The 21,477-nt window shown below is 64.8% G+C and carries 20 protein-coding genes; 12 read left to right on the top strand and 8 right to left on the bottom strand.

The features are described from left to right. Nucleotides 1-3 precede the first annotated feature (3 nt). Nucleotides 4-1,722 (bottom strand): beta-N-acetylhexosaminidase, encoded by a 1,719-nt coding sequence (gene nagZ / locus DESFRDRAFT_RS14130; RefSeq protein ID WP_005994969.1) that lies wholly within the window; start codon nt 1,720-1,722, stop codon nt 4-6. Nucleotides 1,723-1,733: 11 nt separating this feature from the next. Then, entirely contained in the window at nt 1,734-2,987 is a 1,254-nt protein-coding gene (locus tag DESFRDRAFT_RS14125; protein WP_005994968.1) for a GGDEF domain-containing protein, read from the bottom strand. 247 nt (nt 2,988-3,234) lie between these two features. On the opposite strand from DESFRDRAFT_RS14125, the gene DESFRDRAFT_RS14120 reads away from it, so the two are divergent. From DESFRDRAFT_RS14120 to DESFRDRAFT_RS14090, 7 genes are all read left to right on the top strand, one after another. Beyond that, nucleotides 3,235-4,788, top strand: coding sequence for a glycosyltransferase family 9 protein (locus DESFRDRAFT_RS14120; RefSeq protein ID WP_005994967.1), 1,554 nt, complete (start codon nt 3,235-3,237; stop codon nt 4,786-4,788). A gap of 83 nt (nt 4,789-4,871) precedes the next feature. Further along, nucleotides 4,872-5,477, top strand: a complete 606-nt coding sequence (locus tag DESFRDRAFT_RS14115; protein WP_005994966.1) for a hypothetical protein — start codon at nt 4,872-4,874, stop codon at nt 5,475-5,477. 4 nt (nt 5,478-5,481) lie between these two features. Next, nucleotides 5,482-5,832 (top strand): hypothetical protein, encoded by a 351-nt coding sequence (locus DESFRDRAFT_RS14110; protein ID WP_005994965.1) that lies wholly within the window; start codon nt 5,482-5,484, stop codon nt 5,830-5,832. 217 nt (nt 5,833-6,049) lie between these two features. Further along, complete coding sequence (locus DESFRDRAFT_RS14105; protein WP_005994964.1) at nt 6,050-6,439, top strand: YbjQ family protein; 390 nt, start codon at nt 6,050-6,052, stop codon at nt 6,437-6,439. Nucleotides 6,440-6,479: 40 nt separating this feature from the next. Further along, nucleotides 6,480-7,043 (top strand): outer membrane beta-barrel protein, encoded by a 564-nt coding sequence (locus DESFRDRAFT_RS14100; protein ID WP_005994963.1) that lies wholly within the window; start codon nt 6,480-6,482, stop codon nt 7,041-7,043. A gap of 317 nt (nt 7,044-7,360) precedes the next feature. Further along, entirely contained in the window at nt 7,361-8,167 is an 807-nt protein-coding gene (locus tag DESFRDRAFT_RS14095) for a glutaminyl-peptide cyclotransferase (RefSeq protein WP_005994962.1), read from the top strand. Further along, entirely contained in the window at nt 8,164-8,403 is a 240-nt protein-coding gene (locus DESFRDRAFT_RS14090) for a hypothetical protein (RefSeq protein WP_005994961.1), read from the top strand. Before DESFRDRAFT_RS14095 ends, DESFRDRAFT_RS14090 begins: the two co-directional genes overlap by 4 nt. A 192-nt stretch (nt 8,404-8,595) precedes the next feature. Here the strand turns inward: DESFRDRAFT_RS14090 and lgt are convergent, their stop codons facing one another. The 3 genes from lgt to panB all read right to left on the bottom strand — a co-directional run bounded on the left by lgt (nt 8,596) and on the right by panB (nt 11,738). Then, on the bottom strand, nt 8,596-9,393 hold the full coding sequence (gene lgt / locus DESFRDRAFT_RS14085; protein WP_005994960.1) for a prolipoprotein diacylglyceryl transferase: 798 nt from the start codon (nt 9,391-9,393) through the stop codon (nt 8,596-8,598). Nucleotides 9,394-9,462: 69 nt separating this feature from the next. Beyond that, nucleotides 9,463-10,806, bottom strand: coding sequence for a tetratricopeptide repeat protein (locus DESFRDRAFT_RS14080; RefSeq protein WP_005994959.1), 1,344 nt, complete (start codon nt 10,804-10,806; stop codon nt 9,463-9,465). A gap of 44 nt (nt 10,807-10,850) precedes the next feature. Beyond that, nucleotides 10,851-11,738, bottom strand: a complete 888-nt coding sequence (gene panB, locus DESFRDRAFT_RS14075; protein ID WP_005994958.1) for a 3-methyl-2-oxobutanoate hydroxymethyltransferase — start codon at nt 11,736-11,738, stop codon at nt 10,851-10,853. A 57-nt stretch (nt 11,739-11,795) separates the two neighbouring features. On the opposite strand from panB, the gene DESFRDRAFT_RS14070 reads away from it, so the two are divergent. Continuing rightward, nucleotides 11,796-12,386, top strand: a complete 591-nt coding sequence (locus DESFRDRAFT_RS14070) for a TrmH family RNA methyltransferase (RefSeq protein ID WP_005994957.1) — start codon at nt 11,796-11,798, stop codon at nt 12,384-12,386. Nucleotides 12,387-12,899: 513 nt separating this feature from the next. Here the strand turns inward: DESFRDRAFT_RS14070 and DESFRDRAFT_RS14065 are convergent. After that, the gene (locus DESFRDRAFT_RS14065; protein ID WP_005994956.1) at nt 12,900-14,570 is read right to left on the bottom strand and encodes a glycosyltransferase family 2 protein; all 1,671 of its coding nucleotides are present in this window, start codon (nt 14,568-14,570) and stop codon (nt 12,900-12,902) included. A 111-nt stretch (nt 14,571-14,681) separates the two neighbouring features. Here DESFRDRAFT_RS14065 and DESFRDRAFT_RS14060 point away from each other — a divergent pair, with 111 nt between their 5' ends. Continuing rightward, nucleotides 14,682-15,320: an L-threonylcarbamoyladenylate synthase gene (locus DESFRDRAFT_RS14060; RefSeq protein WP_005994955.1), complete on the top strand. Its 639-nt coding sequence runs from the start codon at nt 14,682-14,684 to the stop codon at nt 15,318-15,320. 12 nt (nt 15,321-15,332) lie between these two features. Here DESFRDRAFT_RS14060 and DESFRDRAFT_RS14055 read toward each other — a convergent pair whose 3' ends face one another. Further along, on the bottom strand, nt 15,333-16,181 hold the full coding sequence (locus DESFRDRAFT_RS14055; protein WP_043794950.1) for a S1 family peptidase: 849 nt from the start codon (nt 16,179-16,181) through the stop codon (nt 15,333-15,335). A 114-nt stretch (nt 16,182-16,295) separates the two neighbouring features. Further along, nucleotides 16,296-17,237, bottom strand: a complete 942-nt coding sequence (locus tag DESFRDRAFT_RS14050; RefSeq protein ID WP_005994953.1) for a glycosyltransferase family 9 protein — start codon at nt 17,235-17,237, stop codon at nt 16,296-16,298. 110 nt (nt 17,238-17,347) lie between these two features. On the opposite strand from DESFRDRAFT_RS14050, the gene DESFRDRAFT_RS14045 reads away from it, so the two are divergent. From DESFRDRAFT_RS14045 to glgB, 3 genes are all read left to right on the top strand, one after another. After that, nucleotides 17,348-17,809, top strand: a complete 462-nt coding sequence (locus DESFRDRAFT_RS14045) for an NUDIX domain-containing protein (protein ID WP_005994951.1) — start codon at nt 17,348-17,350, stop codon at nt 17,807-17,809. Nucleotides 17,810-17,987: 178 nt separating this feature from the next. After that, the gene (glgA, locus tag DESFRDRAFT_RS14040; RefSeq protein WP_005994950.1) at nt 17,988-19,445 is read left to right on the top strand and encodes a glycogen synthase GlgA; all 1,458 of its coding nucleotides are present in this window, start codon (nt 17,988-17,990) and stop codon (nt 19,443-19,445) included. Nucleotides 19,446-19,480: 35 nt separating this feature from the next. Continuing rightward, a complete protein-coding gene (gene glgB / locus DESFRDRAFT_RS14035) occupies nt 19,481-21,409 on the top strand; it encodes a 1,4-alpha-glucan branching protein GlgB (protein WP_005994949.1) in 1,929 nt (642 codons plus the stop codon). The last annotated feature ends 68 nt before the right edge of the window (nt 21,410-21,477 follow it).

Below are 21,477 nucleotides of genomic sequence, written 5' to 3'. Positions count from 1 at the left end.
GTTTTATTTGGTAGATAATAACGTCGGCCCGGCCGGCGCTATGCAGGCCGGACAGCGTCCGCCAAAGAGTTGCGTCGTGAAAAGCGCGTCTCCCAAGGCGGCCATGCCGGCCGGCGTCTCGCCGTAAATAGCCAGCCGGGCCGCGGCCTTGGGCAGAAGGGGCAGATCGTAAGGCGACTCGGCGGCGACGAGGACCAGCCGCCCGGGCGCCGCCAGGGCAAGCTTTTCGGCCAGCCGCCGTTGGCCCGGGTATTTGCGGGCGTTTGTGGCGAGCAGGATCACCTTGGAGGCCTGTCTGGCCGCCGCTTCGGCCCGGGCGATGGCGCCCGCGTCCGGATCGGGCGGCAAAAAAAGCGCTTGCGGGCCGTGCCAGGCGTCGATGCCGGCTTCGGCCAGGGCATCGATGGCTTCGCGGCCGAGACGCGGCCGCACAATGAGCGTCGCTGCGTCCCGGGCCGCCGGCAGGGCCGGTTTGGTCGGGCCGAAGGCGGTCAGGGCGCGCACGGCGATGCGCTTGGCCAGGGCGGCGTTTTGCGGCGTGTCGGCGCGCTCCGCCGCGTCCGGCGCGGGTAGGGCCAGTTTCGAAGCGACAAGGAGCCCGTAGCGTTGCTTGAGGCGCAGCACGCGGGCGACCGCCGCGTCGAGCCGCTTGACCGGCACCCGGCCCGAGCGCACGGCCTGGACCACGGCATCCATGGCCAGCAAGCGTTCGGATGCCGGACGTCCGGCGTCCGCGCCGACAAGAAGGATGTCGGCCCCGGCGTTAAGTGCCAAAACGGCGGCCTCGGCCGTGCCCCAGGTGTCGGCCACCGCTCCCATGCCCAGGGAATCGGTGAAGATGACCCCCGAAAATCCCATGCGGCCGCGCAAAATGCCTCCGAGAACCCGCCGGGAGAGTGTGGCCGGCAGACCCTGCGGCTCCAGGGCCGGAGCCAGGACGTGGGCCGTCATCACGGCCGGGGCCCCGGCGGCCAGGGCCGCCCGAAACGGCGGAAAATCCACCCGGTCGAGGGTTCTTCGATCATGATCCACCCGGGGCAGGCCGACATGGGAATCCACGGACGTGTCGCCATGGCCGGGAAAGTGCTTGGGCGTGCAGATGACCCCGGCGTTGCGATAGCCGGTGGTGGCCGCGGCCGCGAACCGGGCCGCCGTGGCCGGGTCGGAGCCGAAGGAGCGGATGCCGATGACCGGGTTGGCGGGATTGACGTTGACGTCGGCCACGGGCGCGAAATCGACGTTAATGCCCACGGCCGCAAGCTCCCGGGCCGTGGCCGACGCGGCGCGCCGGGCCAGGTCGGCCCGACCCGTGGCCGCTTGGGCCATCTGGCTCGGAAAGACGGTGAATCCCTTGCGCAGGCGCGCAACCGGCCCGCCCTCCTGGTCCACGCCCACAAGCAACCCCAGGCCATGGCCCGTGGCGGCGGCGACCGCCTGCATGTCGGCCGTCAGGCGCGCCACCTGGCCCGGGGATTCGATGTTGCCCGCCGTGGCGTAGAGGATCAGCCCGCCGACATGGCGGTCGCGGATGAGCGCGGCGGCGTCCTCGGAGGCGACCGGTCCCCTGAACCAGAGCATGAAGATCTGGCCGACCTTTTCCTCCAGGCTCATGGAGGAAAGCAGTCGGGACGTTTCGGAGGCGGCCCGCGCCTTCGGGCAAAAAAGGATCGGCAGGAGCAGGGCGCAGCAGACGGCGAGAAAGCGGCGGGAGCGGATTGGCATATGGGTGTGGATTATTCCGGTTTGGTTTTGGCGTCGGCGCGCTTGTCCGCGTACATGGCCGCGTCGGCCCGGCGCACGAGGTCGTCTATGGTCTGTCCCGGGGTAAAAAGGGCCACGCCGATGGAGACCGAAAGGCCGGGCGTTCCGGACAGCCCGCGGTCCCGGGCCACCTGGGCCACGCAGGCCCGCAGGCGTTTGGCCATGACCGCCGCTTCCTGCTGGCCGGCGTCGGGCATGAGCACCACGAACTCGTCGCCGCCAAGCCTGGCGAGCAGGTCGTAGGCCCGCACCCGGCCGGCCATGCCCCGGGCCACGTCGCGCAGCACCGCATCGCCGGTTTCGTGGCCGTGGAGGTCGTTGACCGCCTTGAAATGGTCGAGGTCGCAAAAAAGCAGCGCCGCCGGCGTTCGCTTACGCTCGGCCAGATTGAGCAGGGCCGGGCCGTTGCGGCGCAGGGAGGCCCGGTTGGAAATGCCGGTCAGCTCGTCGTTGTCGCGCTGGCGCGTCAGTTCCTCGTGGATCTTGACGTGCAGCAGATCACCGGCCAAAACTTCGCAGAAATGCTCCAGAAAATCGGTGCCTTTTTCGGGCGTGTAGCGGTCCGGGTCCACATCGGCCAGGGAAAGCGCGCCGATGACGCGGCCGGGATGGTATTTGTCGCCGAGCGCCGCGATGAAGCACGAGCCGGCAAGCAGTTCCGGGCAGGCGTTCAGGTCGGCCGGGGCGAAAAAAAAGTCCGGCCGGACCAGATCCTTGACCGCGCCCACATGGATGCGTCTGCCTCTGGAGGCCTCGGGCAGGCAGGACAGGGCGTCGGCCAGGGCCTGCCGGGACGGACAGGGATAACCCGGAGGCACGAAGGTCTCGAAGTCTTCGCCGACCAGCAGGCAGGACAGCGCCCGCACCCCCATGATCCGGCCAAGTTCGGCCACGACCTCCGGCAGGTCGGCCAGCCGGCGCAACTGCCGCGACAAGGTCAGGGCGGCCCGGAAGGTGGCGAAGGCCTGGTCGTTGACGCGGAAGATGTCCTGAAGGCGCTCCAGATGGGCTCCCATGCGGCGGAGCCGTTCCCGCAGCCGGTCTCGTTCCTGTTCGCTGCGGTCAAGGGCGGCGGCAAGATCGGCTTTCTCCCGCTCGATGTCCTGGCGGAAGGCGGCGAGAGCCTCCACTAGGCAGCGCAAGTCCTCTTGCTTGCCTTCGGGGAGAAAACGCTGCAACTCCAGGATGCCGGAGGTCGGGTCGTCGTCTGCGAGCGGGTTGTTCATAGGGTAAGGCCGGCACGTCCGGTCATTTCCTTGATGGTGGCGGAATACCATCTTCGCGAGAGGCCAACAAGCCGTGCGGCGGCCCGGAAATTTCCCCCCTTCCCGGAGTTGTCCGTAATATGAGGATGGCCGGGGACGCCCCCCGGGCAAAAACTCGGGGAAAAAGGCCATGCGCGGGAGTTTTTTGGGGAGTCTTCCTCGCGCCGGACTCCGCATAATGCCCTTATCGTCGTCTTGTGGAGCTGTCATGAGAATTTTGTTGCTGAATCTGACGCGTTTTGGCGATCTGCTCCAATCCCAACCCGCTTTGGCCGAACTGGCCGGGCAGGGGCATGAGATCGGCGTGGCCTGCCTGGAAAATTTTGCCGGGGCGGCGGCGCTGTTGCCCGAGGCCCGGGCGATCCTGCCTTTGCCCGGGGGGCGCCTGCTGGCGGGGTTGAGCGGGGACTGGCATGCGGCCCTGGCCGCCGTGGCCGATTTCACCGACCGGACGATCCGGGATTTCGCTCCCGAGGCGGTTGTCAACCTGACCCCGGCCCTGGCCGCCCGGTTGCTCGCCAGGCGGCTTTGCGGCGAGGCCGTGCGGGGGTTCGGCCTCGATCCCCTGGGCTATCGCCACGAATCCTCGCCCTGGGCCACCTTTCTGGAGGCCTCCTCGGCCAGCCGGGGGGTGAGTCCGTTCAATGTCGTGGACCTGTTTCGCAAGGCCGCCGGAGTCGGCGTGGGGCCGGGCCGGTTTGCCCTGGCCCGGCCGCTGCGGCAGGCCCTGGATGCGGCCGGAGATCGGCTGGCCGGGGCCGCGCCGGCGGAAACGGCTTTTTTTGTGGGCTTTCAGCTCGGGGCCAGCGCCGCCGCCCGGCAGTGGCCCGTGGCCGCCTTCGCCGAAGTGGGGGACCGGTTGTGGGAGCGCTTTCGGGCCGTGCCTGTCCTTCTCGGCGCGCCCGGGGAGCGCGAACTCGGCGCGCGCTACGGGGAGCTTGCCGGCGGCCCCTTCGTGAACCTGATCGGGGCCACCGATCTGCCGACCCTGGCCGCCGTCGTTTGCCGCATCCAGCTGCTCGTTTCCAACGATACCGGCACGTTGCACCTGGCCGCTGGTTTGGACGTGCCTTCGGTCGCCATTTTTCTGGCCACGGCCCAACCCTTCGACACCGGTCCCTACCGGGAAGGCTGCCTGTGCCTGGAACCAGATATGCCTTGCCATCCCTGTCCGTTCGGCCGTTCCTGTCCGAACGCCAACGCCTGCCTGACGACCATCGGCCCGCAAACGGTGTTTGAGGCCGTGGCCGCCTTTCTGGAAAGCGGCGTGTTTCCGACCGGGGCCTATCCCGGGGCCAGGGCCTGGTTGTCGACTCTCGACGCGCGGGGATTCATGGACATGCGCTCCCTGTCAGGGCATGACGCCGAGCCCCGGGCTGTCTGGTTGCGGCTGTTGCGTCGGGTGTTGCGCCAATTCCTTGACGAGGAGGCGTTCACCGGGCCGGGGCCGGAGCTTTTTTCCCTGCCCGAGACCCGCCGCAAGGCCGTGCTGACGCTGCTCGGGCAATCCGCCGAGTTGCTGTGGCTCCTGGAAGGGCAGGCCGGGTTGTCGGTGAAAAACCAGGCCATGAAGTCCCGGTTTTTAGCCGGCTGGGACCGCTTAAGCGCCCTGTGGACGGCCTCGCCGGAGCTTGGCGTGCTTGGCCGGCTCTGGATGCAGGAGGCCCAGCAGGCCCCGCCGGACCTGCCCGGGCTTATCGCCCGCATCCGGCGCTACGGCGAGTGCATCGCGGCCCTGGCCGCCTGCCTCGGGCACGCCTGATCTCTTTGGCACGGTTGTTGTAAGAGAAGGGGCGGGAATGGAAATCCTTTCCCTCCGACAACAACTCCAGAGGGAGGCGCGACATGATAAGCGTGGATGGCCGGGCGACCGGCATGGAAATCAAACAGTTCCACAACCTCGAGGAAATCCTGCTTCAGATCATGGATGGCGGCGAACTGGAAGGTCGCGTCGTCACGGATGTCATCGTCAACAACGAAAGCTTTTCCGAAATCTACCCCCATCAGGCCGAGGACATCGAGGTCGAGGAGATCACCTCGGTCGAGGTCAAGAGCGTTCCCGTGGTCAGCATGGCCCTGGATATCGCCACCGAGCTCGACAAGGTGGTGGTGCTCATGGACCACGGCGCCCGGCGCGTGGCCGATCTGTTCCGCCAGGCCGAGGATGCCGAGGCTCTGGAGGTCTATCAGGACCTGATGGATGTCACCCGTGATTTCCTCAACATGATAGGTGTGTTGCGCGGCGAGTCCCTGACCAAGGAATCCAGCTCATTCGACGCCTCCGCCGACGAAATTTCCAACCTGTTCTCCGAAATGCTGGAAGTCCTCGAGAACGAGGACTGGATCCTGCTCGCCGATCTGCTCGAATACGAGTTTATTCCGGCCATGGGCCGTTGGAAGGTCGTCATTGCAGAGCTGCGGGAGAACTTTCGAGGAATCCGCGAGGAATAAGGCCATGTCCGACAAGCTTGAATATCTCGAAGCGGCATTGGTTGCCGGCGAACGCGAGCTGCATTGCCTGCTCGCCGGTGAAATCGAGGAGGCGGAAGTGCTGGCCAAGGATCGCGGTCAGCTGCTGGAGATGGCTTGGCGTTCCACCGATCCGGACGGCATCGCCCAGCTTCGGGACAAGCTGCTTAAACTGAAGAATCTGCAAGGCCAGCTGACCGTCGAAGCCAGGCGTCTGCACGCCGAACTCCAGTCCGACCTGCAACGGGCCAAGCAGGAAAACCAGCGCCTTTCCGGCTATCGCACCAGCGTGCGTCCCAATCCGGCCGTACGGCGCTATTTGGACAAGGCTGGTTGATCGTGCCCCCCTCTGGCACTTTCGGTTTCGCGCCGGGCCTTCGGGCCCGGCTTTTTTTTTATGTAGCGGCAGTCAGAACTTTGACAAAACAGTATGCCTTTCTTTTTAACATTCCGAAATAGAATGGAAAAATAATTGGCAAGCTCCTTGCTAGGAAAGAACGAACGCAGGGAATGTCCGGCCAGCCCGGCCGGGCACGCGCACAAAGGAGGACGGCATGCTTTCACTTTTCGGCGGCGACAAGAAGAGCCGTGGGGGACGTCACGAAGAACTCAAGAAAGGCGCGCGCCTCAAGAACGCCAAAGAGATGTTTTTCTCCGGCAAGTTTCCCGTGGTGACCACGCCGGGCCTCGAAGGCCGCAAGGTCCGCAAGGTGCTGGGGCTCGTCAGCGGCCGCGGCTTCGACTCCGAGTGCGCTTTTTACGGCCTGACCGCCAGCGCCATCGACATCGGCGCCGACGCCATCATCGGCTACCAGGAGAACGTGGCCTTCCATCCCGACGGCTCGCGCTATTTCTCCTGCTACGGCACGGCCGTCATCCTGGAGCGGGAAACGTCCGCCCAGGCCGCGCGAAAGACCATCGGGGTCAAGTCCCTGATGCATTGATTCCCGGTCGCCGCGACCGGGGAAGACAAGGAGGAACGCCATGAAGCGTCGCGTCATGATCCTTGCCGCCTGTGTGCTGCTGCTTGGGGCCGGGGCCGTCCCTGCCCAGGAGTACACCAAGGGCACCACCTATCTCGAACCCCGGGGCGGCGTCTACGGCACCACCAATCCCAACGTCAACACGATCGGCACCTACGGCGGCGCGGCCGGCTACTACGTCATGGACGGGGTGGCTGTGGAGGCCGAGGGTCTGGGCTATGCCGTGGACCAGCAGAAAAAGACCCGGACCGTGCTCGGAGAGGCCACCCAAAGCGAGACCACCAATGCCGTGAGCGTGGCGGGCATGGCCCGCTGGAACTTCCTGCGCACGCACAAGGGCACGCTGTTTGTGGGCGCGGGCGGCGGCGGCGTGTTTTCCGACAAGAAGCTGCCCTACAACGGCGAGACCGGAAGCGGCATGGGCCAGGCCGATCTGGGCGCGTCCGTGGCGCTCGGCAAGAACGTGAGCCTCAAGGCGGCCGGACGTTTCCAGCACATGGGGTCTTTTTCGGACAGCGGGCTCGACAGCCTGGGCGGCAACGTCGGCCTCAAGATCAGTTTTTAGGGCGATCCGGCGGCATGCTGTCCGGATCTTCCGGCTTGTGCGGGGGCTTGGGGCGCGAACCGCACCCCGTGTCGATGCCTCAGCCCCGTATGCCGAGCTTGGGGAAAATGAAACGGACGACCAGAAACCATGCAACCATGATGCCGACGAAAAGCAGGGTATCGTTCATGGAGTGAACTATGGCCGGAAATTCCCGCCGTGTAAAGCCCCGTGTTCTTGCCAGCCTGTCCTGGGAATGCTAACCTCCTTGTATGACAAGAAAAGACTGTAATATTGCGGCAAGCTTCGTCTTGTTTTCGCCGCTACGCCGGCCGGCCATGCCGCCGGTCGCGATCCGGGCGGCGCTCCTGCTTGCATGGGCACTGCTTTCTTCCGCCCCGGCCCTGGCGGCCGCGCCGAGTTTCCCCGTCCAGGTCGTGGCGGCCATTCCCCACGATCCGGACGCCTTCACCCAGGGACTGCTTTTCCACGGCGGCGCGCTTTACGAAAGCACCGGGCTCTACGGCCAGTCCTCCCTGCGGCGTCTCGACCCGGCCACGGGAAGGGTGCTGTCCAGCCGCGCCTTGGCCAAGCCCTATTTCGGCGAGGGGTTGGCTCTTGCCGGCGATCACCTGTATCAGCTGACTTGGCGGGAAGGGCGGGTGTTCGTGTCCCGGCTGTCCGATCTCGCGCCCGTCCGCGAGTTGCCGCTGGCCACTGAAGGCTGGGGGGCTTGCACGCTCGGCCACGACCTGGTCGTCAGCGACGGGTCGGACAAGCTCTTTTTTTACGCCCCCGAAACCATGGCCTTGCGTCGGACCGTGTCCGTGACCGATGCTGGCGAACCCGTGGTCCGCTTAAACGAGTTGGAATCCATCGGCGGCATGGTGTGGGCCAATGTCTGGGGCGATACGCGCATCGCGGTGATCGACCCGGCCTCGGGCAGGGTGCTGGCCTGGGTGGATTGCGCCGCCCTGGCCGCGGGCGTAACCAAGACCAGCCCCGATGACGTCCTCAATGGCATAGCCTGCGATCCGGCCACGGGGCGGATCTGGGTGACGGGTAAGCATTGGCCGAAAATATTCGAAATCAAGGTCCCGGGGCTGCCTTTCGGACACCCCGGCGGGACCAGGCGGCAACCATGAAGCAGAAGTGCCGGATGTGCCGGTATTGGAAAGGGCCCATTCCCCCCGAACACCGCTATTGTCCCCCCGAGGAGATGACTTCCGGCGATTGGGGCTATTGCAAACGCCACGCCCCCGCGCCCGCCAGCGTGCCGGTGGAACAGGCTCGGGGAAAAACCTACGTGGCCGTCTGGCCGGAGACCTTGGCCGACGACCTGTGCGGCGAATTCGTGCTCATTCCCTTGAACAAGGAATGAAGATTAAGAAAGTGAAGACAGTGCGAGAGGGGAAACCCTTGGAAAAGGTTTCTCCCCTCTCGCGCTCTCCCTTTCCTAAACTTTTTCACGGTATCAATCTGATATCGATAACAATCTGCTATCGATAAAAGTCTTTGGAAAGGGGGCCTGGGGGGAAAACCTTTCTTCAGAAAGGTTTCCCCCCAGGTTCATTTATTTCTGAAGGTTTTCAGGCACCGGGCGCAGCCACAGCAGCCAGATGCCGAAGGCGATGACCGGGATGCTGAGGATCTGGCCCATGGTGAGCCAGCCGAGGGCCAGGTAGCCGAGCTGCGGATCGGGCACCCGCACGAACTCCACGACGAAGCGGAAGATGCCGTACCACAGGCAGAAGGCGCCGGAGACCGCGCCGGGCTTGCGCTTTTTGGCCGAGTAGAACCACACGATGCAAAAAAGCGCCAACCCCTCCAGGCTTGCCTCGTAGAGCTGGGAGGGATGGCGCGGCAGGTCGCCGGCCAGCGGGCTGGGAAAGACCATGCCCCAGGGCAGGTTCGTGACCTTGCCCCACAACTCGCCGTTGATGAAGTTGCCGATGCGCCCGGCCAGGATGCCGAGGGGAATCAGCGGCACGGTGAAATCGGCCACGCCCCAAAAGCCCTTGCCGCTCTTTTTGCCCAGAAACCAGATGACCACAGCCATGCCCAGAAAGCCGCCGTGGAAGGACATGCCCCCCTCCCAGACCTTGAACAGGTTCAGGGGATTGGCCAGGAAATCCGGCAGGTCGTAGAAAAGTTCGTAGCCCACCCGGCCGCCGATCACCACGCCGAGCACCGAGTAGGTGATCAGGTCGTCGACCATGACCGGCGTCCAGCCCGAATCGGGCTTCTTGGCCCGGTAGCGGCCGAGCAGCCAGGCGGCGCAAAAGCCGATGAGGTACATCAGCCCGTACCAGCGGACTTTTAAGGGGCCCAGGTGCAGGGCGACGGGATCGAAGTGGGGATAGGCAAGCATGGCTAAGGTGCCTTGGCGGGAAAGCCGGTTGCGGTGCGGGAGAAATGGCGTGGCAGCCCGGGGATGGCGTCAGGCCGAGGTGCCGATTTCCTGGAGCAGCGTTTGGGCCTTGGTGTATTTCGGATTGATGCCCAGGGCCTTTTTCAGATAGCCGACCGCCTGGTCCTTCTTGCCGTAGCGCCGGTAGACCGTGGCGATATTGTAGCAGATGGCCTCGCTGGTGCGCCATAGGTCGGCATTGAGCGAAAGCGCCCGGTCCAGGTACTGGTAGGCTTCGATGTATTGCTTGCCTTCGGTGAGGGCCATGGAAATGTTGTAGAAGAGCCCGGCGTCCTCCGGGGATATCTTGAGCGCCCGGCGGTACTCGGTGATGGCTTCCTGCCATTTGCCCTGGCGGCGCAACATGAGCCCGAGGCGGTTGAACGTCTCGATGTCCGAGCGGTCGAGCATGTTCTTGCGCGTGTTGAGCGTCTGGCGCAGATACTGCTCGGAAAGTTCCGGCGCGGCATCCATGCAGCGGGCGGCGATGGTCTGGGTGACGCGGCTGAGCGCATCCAGGGCGTCCTTGGTGGCGATGCGCACGGCCTGGTCGAAGGCGGCCTTGGCCTTGTCGGTGTCGCCGAGCTTCACGTAGCCCGTGCCGATGTCCACCTTGCGGTCGACATTGAGCGGTGAGAGCTTGTCCAGGCGTTCCAGGAACTTGAGTTCCTCGGCCGTGTTGCCTTCATCGTGGTGCAGGGCGGCGATTTTCTTGAGCGGGTCCAGGAACAGGCGGGCGCCTTTTTCCGCCTGGGTGTAGGCCCGAAGCGCCTCGTCGCGTTTGCCCATCTCGCGCAACGCGTCTCCCATGAGCAGCAGCCCCGACGGGCTGTTGGCCTTTATTTCCAGCACCTGCTTGGCGATCTTGGCGGCTTCCAGGGGATTGCCCATCTCCAGGCTTTGCCGTCCCTGGTCCATGAGTTCGCCGAGCTGGCCGCGCGGCTTGACCGTGAAGGCGATTTTTTCCACCAGGGTGTCCGGGGAAATGGGCTTGGTGATGATGTTGTCCGCGCCGAGTTCGTGGAGCAAGACCAGCTTGTCCCGTTCCACTTCCGTGGTCAGGACGACGACATAGACCTCGTTGCTGTAGTCCGTCTTGATATAGCGGATAAGGTCCGCCATGTTGCGGCCGTTGAGCTCCCGTTCGATAAAGAGCAGCACCTTGTTACTTTTCGAGCGGAGCGCCTTGATCTCCTTGTGGAGCGCTTCAATCGTCGCGGCGTTGTAGACGCAGTCCTGCTTGATGCCAAGATGGCGTTGCAGCGTGCTCAGAAGGTTTTTATTGAAGAGCGCATCGTTGCTGACGACAAGAAAGACGCCATTGAACAAAAGGACGAATTCCCTGACGTCGTCGTCGAACTGCTTGTTTTTCATGTACTGCTCATCGGAGAATGCCGCGCGGAGCGATCACGGGCTGCTTACGGGTTGCTTGGATCGTTCGGGTCCGTGGGTTTCGCGGACGTGGCGGCGGCAATCATGGAAAGGAAAGTGTCATGCGCCTCCGGAGCCATGGAAAAAACATGCTCCGGTCCCGGAAAGGTCCCCTTGGTAACCGCTTGGGCGTACTGCGTCAACGCTTCCACTGCGGACTTTCCCAACTCTGCGTATTGCTTGACGAATTTTGGATGAATTCGATCGTAGAGCCCCAGGACGTCGTGGAAGACCAGCACCTGTCCGTCACAGTCCGGCCCGGCCCCGATGCCGATGGTCGGCACGGGCAGGGCCTTGGTCACGGCGGCGGCCACCGGCGCGGGAATGCACTCCAGCACCACCCCGAAACAGCCGGCTTCGGCCAGGGCCATGGCGTCGGCAAACAGTTCGGCGGCGTCTTTCGCTGTCTTCGACTGCACCTTGAAGCCGCCAAGCGCCGCCACATGCTGCGGCGTCAGCCCCACATGCCCGAGCACCGGAATGCCGGCGGCCACCATGGCCCGCACCTGCGGCGCCACCTCGCGCCCGCCCTCGAGCTTGACCGCCCCGGCTCGCCCCTCCTTGAGGAAACGCCCGGCATTGGTCACGGCCTCGGCCACCGAAGCCTGGTACGACATGAACGGCATGTCGGCGATGACCAGCGCCTTCTGCGCGCCGCGAGACACCGCCCGGACATGGTGGAGCATCTCCTCCATTGTCACGGACAAGGTGTCCTCATGGCCGAGCACCACCATGGCCAGCGAATCGCCCACCAAAAGAAGGTCGATCCCGGCGGCCTCGGCCAGCCTGGCGGCGGCATAATCGTACGCGGTCAGCATCGGCAGTTTGCGCACGCCCTTGGCGGCGACAACCGCCGGAGCAGTCATCCTGGTCATATCCGCAAAAACCTCCGTTCTTGCGCCGACACGATCTTTGGCCTATGTGCCACGGCCATGCGAACCTGCATCACCGAACGCCGGGCCGGCCGCATCAGGGATGTGCTGGCCAAAAGGCAGACCGATCTGACCCTGGTCATAAACAACATCCACGATCCGCACAACGTGTCGGCCATATTAAGAAGCTGCGACGCCTTCGGCATCCATCGCGTGCATCTGCTCTATACCGATACGGCCTTTCCGGCTCTGGGGAAAAAATCGTCCGGATCAGCCAAGAAATGGGTGGAAACCACGCGCCACCCCGACGCCGCCTCCCTGGCCTCCTCCCTAAAAGGCCAAGGATTCGCCCTCGTGGCCACCAGCTTCTCCGAAACGGCCAGGCCGCTTCAGGAATGGGACCTGACGGGCAAGGTCGCCATCATCCTCGGCAACGAACACCGGGGTGTCGACGAAGAACTCGCCCCCTACGTGGACGGAGCGCTTTATATCCCGATGCAGGGCATGGTGCAAAGCCTCAATGTGTCCGTGGCCGCCGCCGTCATCCTCTACGAAGGCTTCCGCCAGCGCCTCGCCGCCGGCTGCTATGACGCGCCCTGTCTGCCGCCCGAGGAATTCGACCGTCTCGCCGCCGCCTGGGAGCAGAAGTAAGGCGACCGGAGTATCTGGGGCTCCGCCCCAGGCCCCGCCGGGCGCTGCCCGGACCCGCCGGGAGGCCACGGGCCCCCGGACCCCCCGTTTGGTGTGCTTTGGCTGGGCGGGGGAGGGGCTGGCTGGCGGGGAAGCGGTTGGGTGAAGATGGAGGCGGAATTTGTCGGGACGGTGCATGTCGCTTCGCGACAAGCTCGTCCCAAGCAAATTCCGCTTCCACCACGCCGTCGCCCCAAGGGGGCGACATTCAGAGAAACTGCTTGTTTTAAAATGCGGCGCTTCGCCGCTGGCGCGGTTGTTGCCGCAATCGTGTCCGGCGTCGAGGCGCGAAGCGCCTCGTGCCGCCGGGCCGATTGCGGCAACTAACATACGGCGTCTCATCGCCCAAAGACATCAACCCACCAGCCTCTCCCACACCCCACCAACCCAACCCGGTAAAAGGGGGTCCGGGGGACATCAAGTCCCCCGGCGGGGTCCAGGGGCGGAGCCCCTGTCTCTCAAGCCTCGCCTCGCCTAGCCTGATGCCAGGGCCGCGTCCTTCTCGGCCAGATCCCGTAGCAACTCCTGCAAATTCTCCCGCCACAGGCGGTCGGCGTCGGGGTCGGACACGGTGTATTCGAGTTTGATCTTGTTGCCGACGATATGGGCGACCTGGGCCTGCGTCTTGGCCAGGGCGAGGCTGGAGCCTTGTTTGTGGCCGACGCGGACGGTCCCGGCGTAGAGAGCGGGGTGGTTGGCCAGAAAGCAGCGGATATCGCGGTCGAGGTCGTCGAACTGGGTGGGGTTGTAGCGGATGTCGAAGCCGCCCACGGCGTCGAGGGCGCGGCGGGGGAGCAGGTGGCAGCAGCCGGAGACGGACAGGCAGGGCCGGGTGTAGGCGAAAAGGCTTATGTCCGGCGCGCCCCGGCAGGGCTCGCACACGAACAGGCGTTCGTTGGTCTCGGGCAGGCTTTGCGCGCCCATCTCCGGGGGAAAGAGATTGAAGTCGGCGGACTGGTGGTCGTTTGGCGCGTCCGTATCCACGATGGCGCAGCCGATGGCCCCGGCGTCGGGGACTTCGCGGGCTTTTTCCAGGAGCCGGGACAGCCAGTCGACTTCGGGGAAGGCGTCGTCGTCGAGGAAGGCCACGTTGCGGCAGGCGGCGACTTCGGGCAGGGCGAGCAGCCAGTTGCGGGCTCCGGGCGCGCCGATATTGACGGGCAGGCGCACGGAGACGAAGCGCCCTTCGGGGAAAAGGGGGGCCACGGCGGCCAGAACCTCGGGGGTCTGGTCGTTCGATCCGTTGTCCAGCACGGCCACGAGGCTGCCGCCGAGGTCGGTCGTGGCCAGATGGGCCAGGCAGTCGCGGAAGAGTTCCGCCTTGTTCATGGAGTAGAGGCACACGGCTGCTTCGTTCGGTTCCGGGGTAGGCGGCGTGGCGCGGGGAAGGCTGAGTTCGTAGGCCCGCAGCGTCAGGTTGACGTGCTGGGGCAGGAGGCTTCGCGCGGCCAGACAGGCGTCACGCGCCTTGTCGCGTTCGCCCAGGCGCGAAAGACAGTGGGAGGCGGCAACCGCGGCGTAGAGGCCCCAGGCCTCGCGGTCGAGTGTCAAAAGGAGCGGCAGGGCGTCTTCGGGCGGCCGGCGCAGGCAGGCCAGTTCGGCGGCGAGCCGGGCGAAAAGCGCGGGCGGCAGGTTCGGGGCGAAGGCGGCGAGCAGGGACGCGGCCGCGTCGGCGTCGGGCAGGCGGCAAAGGGTGGCGAATGCCGGGGCCAGGCGGGAAAGCGCGCTTGCCTTGTCCTTGGCCGCCAGTTCCAGGTAGCGGACGATAAGCGCCGTGTCGCCGCCGGCGCGCAGTTCGTCGAAGCGGATATCGTCCGGGGGCGAGGCCGTGGCTGCGCGCGTCAGGCGCAGCAGGGCGGCTGTCCTTGGCGGCAAAAAGGGGTGCGCGTCCTGGAGCGATTCCAGCAAGGCGGCGGTCGCGGCGTCGAAGGGGTTTTCCTGAAAGGCCCAGGCGAGCATGCCCTGGGCGGCGGCCAGGCAATCGGAGGACGACTGGCCGGCCAGGATGCGGCACAGCGACAGGCGCAGTTCCGGTTGTTGCGAGGTGAGCGCCCAGATGGGCATGGCCTGGCGGATGGCGGCCGGAAATTCCGGGCTTGGGACGGGCATGGGCGGCAGGTCCCAGCCCTGGCGATTGGTCGGCATGACGGTTCTTTTCCCCTGTCGGCAATGGTGCTAGCTCTTTTCGGGAAGTACGGAACCGGGGGATAAATGTCCATTCCAGCATCGGATCAAACGACGGAGAGGGGGGGCGGCATGGCCCGCCTGGATATCGCGGCGGCGGCGCGCGGGCTTATGGCCGGGGGCTGTCTGGTCTATCCGACCGAGACGTTTTTCGCGCTTGGCGCGCTGGCCACCGAAGCGGCGGCCCTGGCGCGCATTGTGTCCATAAAGGCCCGGCCGGCGACCAAGCCCTTGCCGCTTCTCGTGGGGGGGGTGGGCCAGTTTGCGGCCATATTGCCGGAGGGATTCGCAGCCGGTCTCCTGGCCGCGGATTTCGACGATCTAGCCCGCCGGTTCTGGCCGGGGCCGTTGTCGCTCGTGGTGCCGTGCCGCGACGCGTTGCCCGGGCTGGTCAAGGACGCTTCGGGCCGGGTGTCGGTGCGGTTCACCCCGCATCCCACGGCGGCGGCGCTGTGCCGTCTGGCCGGCGGGGCGGTGGTCGCCACCAGCGCCAATGTGAGCGGCAACCCGCCGGCGGCTTCTCCCGAGGCTCTTGATCCGGCGGTGGTGGCGGCTGCTGACGGCGTCGTGACCGAGGGACCGGCTCCCGGGGGCGGGGTGGCCTCGACCGTGGCCGGACTTTTGGGCGGCCGCCGGCTGCGCATTTTCCGGGAAGGCGCGACGCCGCTTGGCGCGCTTCGGGCGGCGGGTTTTACCCTCGTGCGGGAATGACGCACGCGGGCCTTATTTTCTACATGCCGGACACTGGCAGATGATGTTCGTGTAGATGACGGCGTCGTTGCAGACGCATTTCTTGATCGGGCCGGCGCCCGGCGATTCGAAAAACGTCGAGCTGAAATTTCTGCACCCGTCGCGGCCCGTATCGATATTGCTGTAATCTTTCAGGACGGCCCCGGCCCCTTCGATCTGGCGATCGTCTTTGTTCGCCTGATGGAACGCGCCCGTGCTCATGTATTCCTGCTCGGGAATCCCTTCCGCCTTTTGCATGAGGGCGAGCACGAATTCGGACGGTATGGCGAAATTGAGGTTTTGGGCTCCTTTTCGCTGCGCAACGACCACGCCTACCACCTGCCCCTTGGCGTCAAACACCGGCGACCCGCTCGAGCCCGGGGACACGGGAATGGAAATCTGCATCAGGCCGTTTTGCCGCATCTGGCTGAAATTGCCGCCGGCAAACGTCTTTTCGAACCCTTGGGGCGAACCGATGGAGACAAGCTCCATGCCGGGAACGAGGTCGGCGGACCGGGCCAGGGTGACGGGTTTGCCCGGGTTTTTCGCGTAGAGGAGGGCCAGGTCGTGGGCTTTGTCCACGGCGGCGACGGCATCGACCTTGGCGAATCCATCCTTGTACGATGTGGCGAAGCTGATGTCCGGGGCGTTACGTATGACGTGCAGGTTGGTGACGATGAGATTGGGCGTGATATAAAAACCGGTTCCGATATTGTTCCCGGATTTTATGGTGACGACGGAGTCCGTGTTTTTTTTGAAAATCGCGCTGAAATCCGTCGCCAGACACAGTGCCGGCACCATCCAGGCCAGTATGGCCGCAACGACGATCTTGGCCTGTTTCATAGGCTTTTTTATAAATTGGACGTTTTGGATTCGCGGTACAGAGGGCGTATAAAGACGGCCCTTTCGTTGCATACTGTCCGCTTCCTTGCATACTGTGTGAAGCGTTGTGCCTTGTCAACTCGCGAGGGCCAGGCGACGCCGCAGCGCGTTCCAGACGGTTTCCACCGCAATGCCGGCCAGACACGGCAGCGGCCGGGGGCACTGCGGCGCGAAATTCCCGGACGTCATGGCCGCGCAGGGCGCGCAGGGCAGCCCCGCCGTGACGATTTCCATGCCCAATGGCCCCCACTGGGCCGGCGACGTCGGGCCGAAAAGCGCCACTCCTGGCACCCCGTGCATCCCGGCCAGATGCATGGGGCCGCAGTCCGGCCCGACCACGCACCGGGCCGCGCAAAGCGCCCGGGAAAGTTCGGCCATGGTGTCCGGCGTGACAATCTCGCCCCCGGCCGGGACAATGCCGCGTTCGCGCTCCACCGGGCCAAGGACAAAGACCGGCCGCATGCCATGGTCCCGTAACATTTCCGCCAGATACTTAAGGCGGGGCAGCGGCCAGGCCTTGTCCTGGCTGCCGGCTCCGGCAAAAAGGAGCGCCGTGTCCCCGGCCGGGGCATGGCGGCCGAAATGGGCCTGAAAGGTTTCGGCCCAGTTCGCGGCAAAGGTGATGCCGCGCTTTGTGAGGGCCTCGCGGTAGAGCATCGTCGGGGGGGCGTCCCGGTCGGCGGCCATGCCGTGCAGAAAGAGGAATTCCTCCCAGTCCGGGAGCTCCGGACGCCTGCCCAGGCCAGGGCGCACGACCAGCGTTCCCGCAAGCGCCATGGGCCAGGCCTTTCCCTCGAACCGGGCGTCGAGCCCCCGGCGCAAGGCGGGCGGGCAGGGCGTGGCGAACGGGGCCAGCCAGGGCGCGTGGGCGGAAGGCACGGCATAATGGATGGGGCGGTCGGCGAAGTGCCGGGCCAGGGACAGGAAAGCGGGCCAGGCCAGAAGGAAATCTCCCAAAGCTCCGGCATGTTCCAGAACGACCTTGTCAGGGAAGTGCATTTCGCGTACTTTGGACATGTTGGAAAAACGTATTTTTATAAACGCTTGAGACCGTTTTTTCCGGTTGCGCGATATTTCGTTTAAAGGCGGGAAAAAGCGTCCCAGGCCCCTTCAGGAGCCGCTGCCTCATGGCCCTTACCAAGCCTTGCCCCCATTGCGGTCAGCCCGTGGTGCATTACCGCAACCCCGTCCCCACCGTGGACGCCCTCATTCATCTTCCCGGACGCGGAATCGTGCTCGTCAAACGCTTGAACGAACCGTTCGGCTGGGCCCTGCCCGGCGGATTTATCGATTATGGCGAGCCGGCGGAAATCGCCTGCGTGCGCGAGGCCAAGGAGGAAACCGGGCTCACCGTCGAGCTGACCGGGTTGCTCGGCGTCTACTCCGATCCGTCCCGGGACCCCAGGCAACATACTATGAGCGTCGTTTACACCGCCCAGGCCCTCGATCCGGACGAACTGGCCGCCGGCGACGACGCCAAGGAGGTCGGGGTGTTTCCCGTCGGCCAGTGGCCAAGCCCCCTATGCTTCGATCACGCGCGGATTCTAAGTGATTACGTCGCGCTGTTCAAAAAGGTCAATCCGCGTTAGGCTGGTACAATCTAGGGGATTTTCGGCGGGGGCGAACCCTTTTGGAGCAACTCCCGCCGGGGCAGCCACGTTTTGACAGCCGCCAAGCCGAATAACGGCGGCTGGAGGGGCGCGATCCAGGCGCGGCAGACGCGTCGGCACACGCCCATGAACGCAACCGGCCAGGCCGAGGAGTGCGATGAAGTTTCATCACAAGGTCCTCTTTGTCGCTTCGGAGATGTACCCCTTTTCCAAAACCGGTGGGCTTGGGGACGTCATGGGCGCGCTGCCCAAGGAACTCAAGCGCCAGGGGGTCAACGTCGCCCTGATTACGCCGTACTACGGCCGGCTCAACACCGCCGACCACCAGTTGCGGCTGATCTATTCCCAATGCCGCGTCGGCTATCCCTGGGCGCCCATCACCGCCGACATCTACACCGCCACCTGCGACGACGTGCCGGTTTATTTCGTCTCGCGGGGCGAGTACTTCGACCGCCGGTTCTACTACAATACCCACGACGGCGACTATTTCGACAACTGCGAGCGCTTCATATTTTTCTGCCGGGCCACCATGGCCTGGGCCAGCCGCCTCGACGGCGCGCCGGCCATCGTCCACGCCCACGACTGGCAGGCCGCCCTGGTCCCGGCCTATCTGCGTTTCCTGCGGCCGGAAGCGCCGTTTTGGCGCAACACCAAAACCGTCATGACCATCCACAACCTGGCCTTCCAGGGCCGGTTCGCCTCGCGGCTTTTCTGGGATTCGGGCCTGCCGCGCGAGGCCTGGAACATGGACGGCGCGGAATTCTGGGGCGATTTCAACCTGCTCAAGGCCGGCATCGCCTATTCCGACATCGTGACCACGGTCAGCCCCACCTATGCCCTGGAAATCCTCTATCCCCAGTTCGGCTGCGGCCTGGAAGGCATCCTGTCCAGCCGCTCCTCGAACCTGCGCGGCATTTTGAACGGCGCGGATTACACCGTCTGGGACCCCATAAACGACCGCTACCTGCCGAGCGCCTACAATCCCGACGACCTGGCCGGGAAAAAAACCTGCAAGCGCAACCTCGTGGCCGAGCTCGGCATCGACCGCCGGTTCCTCAAGCGGCCCATCCTCGGCTTTATCGGCCGCATCCGCGACCAGAAGGGCGTGGACCTTCTGATCGACATCATGGCCCGGCTCATGGAGCAGGACGTGGCCGTGGTGGTCCTCGGCGAAGGAAGCCTGGACTACGAGGCCGTGCTCCTCGACATGATGGAGAGCTATCCCGGCAAGCTGGTGGTGCGCATCGGTTACACCGAGGACTTGGCCCACCGCATCCAGGCCGGGTCGGACATCTTCCTTATGCCCTCGCGCTACGAGCCCTGCGGCCTGACCCAGATGTACGCCCTGCGCTTCGGCACGCCGCCCGTGGCCACGGCCGTGGGCGGACTTCGCGACACCATCGTGCCCTGGCCCGATCCCGAGGCCACGGGATTCACCTTCCGCGAGCCCGATCCGGAGCTTTTCTTCCAGGCCGTGCGCGACGCCCTGGAGCTTTGGGACCAGCCCGAGGCTTGGCGCGGCATGGTGGTGCGGGCCATGCGGTCCGACTATTCCTGGGAAAAGGCGGCCAAGAACTACATTAGTTTGTACCGGGAACTCGGCGCGGACATATAAGGAACCGTCTGGTCATGACTGTAAGGAGCCCTCGCATGGAAGCATCAAGCAAGAAGACCAGTTCGTCGTGCCTGCCCGTGAATATCGGCGAGCTCGATATTTATCTTTTCGGCCAGGGCAAGCATTGGGACCTTTACCGCGTGCTCGGCGCCCATGCCCATGAAGGGGAAAAGGGAGCGGGCTACCGTTTCGCCGTCTGGGCGCCCAATGCCAAAGCCGTCTCCGTGGTGGGGGATTTCAACGACTGGCAGCCCGGCACGCACGAACTTTTTCCGGTCGCGGCTTCGGGTGTCTGGGCCGGCTACATTCCCGGTCTTGCCCACGGCGATCTCTACAAGTTCGCCGTCACCGGGAAATACGGCGACACGGTCTTCAAGACCGATCCCTTCGCCTTGTTCGCCGAGATGCGCCCCGGCGTGGCCGCCCGGGCCTGGGGCCTGGACGACTATACCTGGGGCGACGCCGCTTGGATGGATGCCCGCCGGGCCAAGGGGCTGCCCCTGGACGACGCCATTTCAGTCTACGAGGTCCACGCCGGGTCCTGGCGCTGGAACACCAAGGAATACGGTTCGTTTTACACCTACCGTGAACTGGCCGCGAAGCTCGTGCCCTACGTCCGCGATCTGGGGTTCACCCATATCGAGTTTATGCCCCTGGCCGAACATCCCCTGGACGAATCCTGGGGCTACCAGACCGGACATTATTTCGCCCCGACCTCGCGCTTTGGCACGCCCGAGGACCTACGCTTTCTGATCGACGCCTGCCACCAGGCGGGTATTGGCGTCATCCTCGACTGGGTGCCCGGCCATTTTCCCAAGGACGAATGGTGCCTGGGGCGTTTCGACGGCACCGGGCTTTACGAGCATGAGGACTGGCGGCAGGGCGAGCATCCCGATTGGGGCACCTATGTCTTCAACTACGGCCGTCACGAGGTGCGCAACTTCCTTTTTTCCAACGCCCTCTACTGGTTCAAGGAATTCCACATCGACGGCCTGCGCATCGATGCCGTGGCCAGCATGCTCTACCTCGATTATTCCCGTAATGAAGGGGAGTGGATTCCCAACAAATACGGCGGCAAGGAAAATGTCGATGCCATCGATTTCCTGCGCGACCTCAACGTCGTGGTGCACGAGCATTTCCCCGGCGCGTCCATGATCGCCGAGGAGTCCACCTCCTGGGCCGGCGTGTCCCGGCCGGTCTACACCGGAGGCCTGGGTTTCACCTTCAAGTGGAACATGGGCTGGATGAACGACACCCTGGATTATTTCACCAAGGACCCGGTCTACCGGTCCTACCACCAGAACCAGCTGACTTTCTCCATGCTCTACGCCTTCCACGAGAATTTCATCCTGCCGCTCTCCCACGACGAGGTGACCCACGGCAAGGGGTCGCTCATCGGCAAGATGCCTGGGGATCACTGGCAACAGATGGCCAACCTGCGCCTTTTCCTCTCGTATATGTGGGCGCACCCCGGCAAGAAGCTGCTTTTCATGGGCTGCGAATTCGGCCAATGGAAGGAGTGGACTTCCCACGAGGAGCTTGATTGGGTGCTGACCGAGTTCCCCCAGCACCAGGGGGCCATGGAACTCGTGCGGGCGCTCAACGCCCTGCACAAGGCACGCCCGGCCATGCACGTCCAGGATAACGACTGGACCGGCTTCGAATGGGTGGACCTGTCGGACTACGCCTCGTCGGTCATCACCTTCCTGCGCAAGGCCCCGGACGGCTCGCAAATCCTCTGGGCCTTCAACTTCACCCCGGTCGTGCGCGAGGCCTATACCGTGGGCTGCCGCGTGCCGGGCTTCTGGCGCGAAATCTTCAATTCCGATTCCACCTACTTCGGCGGTGGCGATGTCGGCAACGACGGCGGCGTCATGGCCCAGCCCACCACCTACGGCGGCTGGCCCTACTTCCTGTCCATCAAACTTCCCCCCCTGGCCGCCATCGCCTTCACGCCCGAGTAGGGAAGCGCTGGGAGGAGGCTTTGCCTCCTCCCAGACCCTCCACCACCGGGGGGAATAATTCCCCCCGG

Origin of the sequence: Solidesulfovibrio fructosivorans JJ] (assembly GCF_000179555.1) — a bacterium.
GTDB lineage: Bacteria > Desulfobacterota > Desulfovibrionia > Desulfovibrionales > Desulfovibrionaceae > Solidesulfovibrio > Solidesulfovibrio fructosivorans.
Note: the sequence above shows the minus strand (reverse complement) of the source record. Positions and strands in the feature narration are given on the sequence as shown.

Excerpts from the sequence above, each read along its gene's own strand:
- nagZ (WP_005994969.1), bottom strand. The coding sequence starts at position 1,722 with ATGCCAATCCGCTCCCGCCGCTTTCTCGCCGTCTGCTGCGCCCTGCTC.
- DESFRDRAFT_RS14125 (WP_005994968.1), bottom strand. The coding sequence starts at position 2,987 with ATGAACAACCCGCTCGCAGACGACGACCCGACCTCCGGCATCCTGGAG.
- DESFRDRAFT_RS14120 (WP_005994967.1), top strand. The coding sequence starts at position 3,235 with ATGAGAATTTTGTTGCTGAATCTGACGCGTTTTGGCGATCTGCTCCAA.
- DESFRDRAFT_RS14115 (WP_005994966.1), top strand. The coding sequence starts at position 4,872 with ATGATAAGCGTGGATGGCCGGGCGACCGGCATGGAAATCAAACAGTTC.
- DESFRDRAFT_RS14110 (WP_005994965.1), top strand. The coding sequence starts at position 5,482 with ATGTCCGACAAGCTTGAATATCTCGAAGCGGCATTGGTTGCCGGCGAA.
- DESFRDRAFT_RS14105 (WP_005994964.1), top strand. The coding sequence starts at position 6,050 with ATGCTTTCACTTTTCGGCGGCGACAAGAAGAGCCGTGGGGGACGTCAC.
- DESFRDRAFT_RS14100 (WP_005994963.1), top strand. The coding sequence starts at position 6,480 with ATGAAGCGTCGCGTCATGATCCTTGCCGCCTGTGTGCTGCTGCTTGGG.
- DESFRDRAFT_RS14095 (WP_005994962.1), top strand. The coding sequence starts at position 7,361 with ATGCCGCCGGTCGCGATCCGGGCGGCGCTCCTGCTTGCATGGGCACTG.
- DESFRDRAFT_RS14090 (WP_005994961.1), top strand. The coding sequence starts at position 8,164 with ATGAAGCAGAAGTGCCGGATGTGCCGGTATTGGAAAGGGCCCATTCCC.
- lgt (WP_005994960.1), bottom strand. The coding sequence starts at position 9,393 with ATGCTTGCCTATCCCCACTTCGATCCCGTCGCCCTGCACCTGGGCCCC.
- DESFRDRAFT_RS14080 (WP_005994959.1), bottom strand. The coding sequence starts at position 10,806 with ATGAAAAACAAGCAGTTCGACGACGACGTCAGGGAATTCGTCCTTTTG.
- panB (WP_005994958.1), bottom strand. The coding sequence starts at position 11,738 with ATGACCAGGATGACTGCTCCGGCGGTTGTCGCCGCCAAGGGCGTGCGC.
- DESFRDRAFT_RS14070 (WP_005994957.1), top strand. The coding sequence starts at position 11,796 with ATGCGAACCTGCATCACCGAACGCCGGGCCGGCCGCATCAGGGATGTG.
- DESFRDRAFT_RS14065 (WP_005994956.1), bottom strand. The coding sequence starts at position 14,570 with ATGCCGACCAATCGCCAGGGCTGGGACCTGCCGCCCATGCCCGTCCCA.
- DESFRDRAFT_RS14060 (WP_005994955.1), top strand. The coding sequence starts at position 14,682 with ATGGCCCGCCTGGATATCGCGGCGGCGGCGCGCGGGCTTATGGCCGGG.
- DESFRDRAFT_RS14055 (WP_043794950.1), bottom strand. The coding sequence starts at position 16,181 with ATGAAACAGGCCAAGATCGTCGTTGCGGCCATACTGGCCTGGATGGTG.
- DESFRDRAFT_RS14050 (WP_005994953.1), bottom strand. The coding sequence starts at position 17,237 with ATGTCCAAAGTACGCGAAATGCACTTCCCTGACAAGGTCGTTCTGGAA.
- DESFRDRAFT_RS14045 (WP_005994951.1), top strand. The coding sequence starts at position 17,348 with ATGGCCCTTACCAAGCCTTGCCCCCATTGCGGTCAGCCCGTGGTGCAT.
- glgA (WP_005994950.1), top strand. The coding sequence starts at position 17,988 with ATGAAGTTTCATCACAAGGTCCTCTTTGTCGCTTCGGAGATGTACCCC.
- glgB (WP_005994949.1), top strand. The coding sequence starts at position 19,481 with ATGGAAGCATCAAGCAAGAAGACCAGTTCGTCGTGCCTGCCCGTGAAT.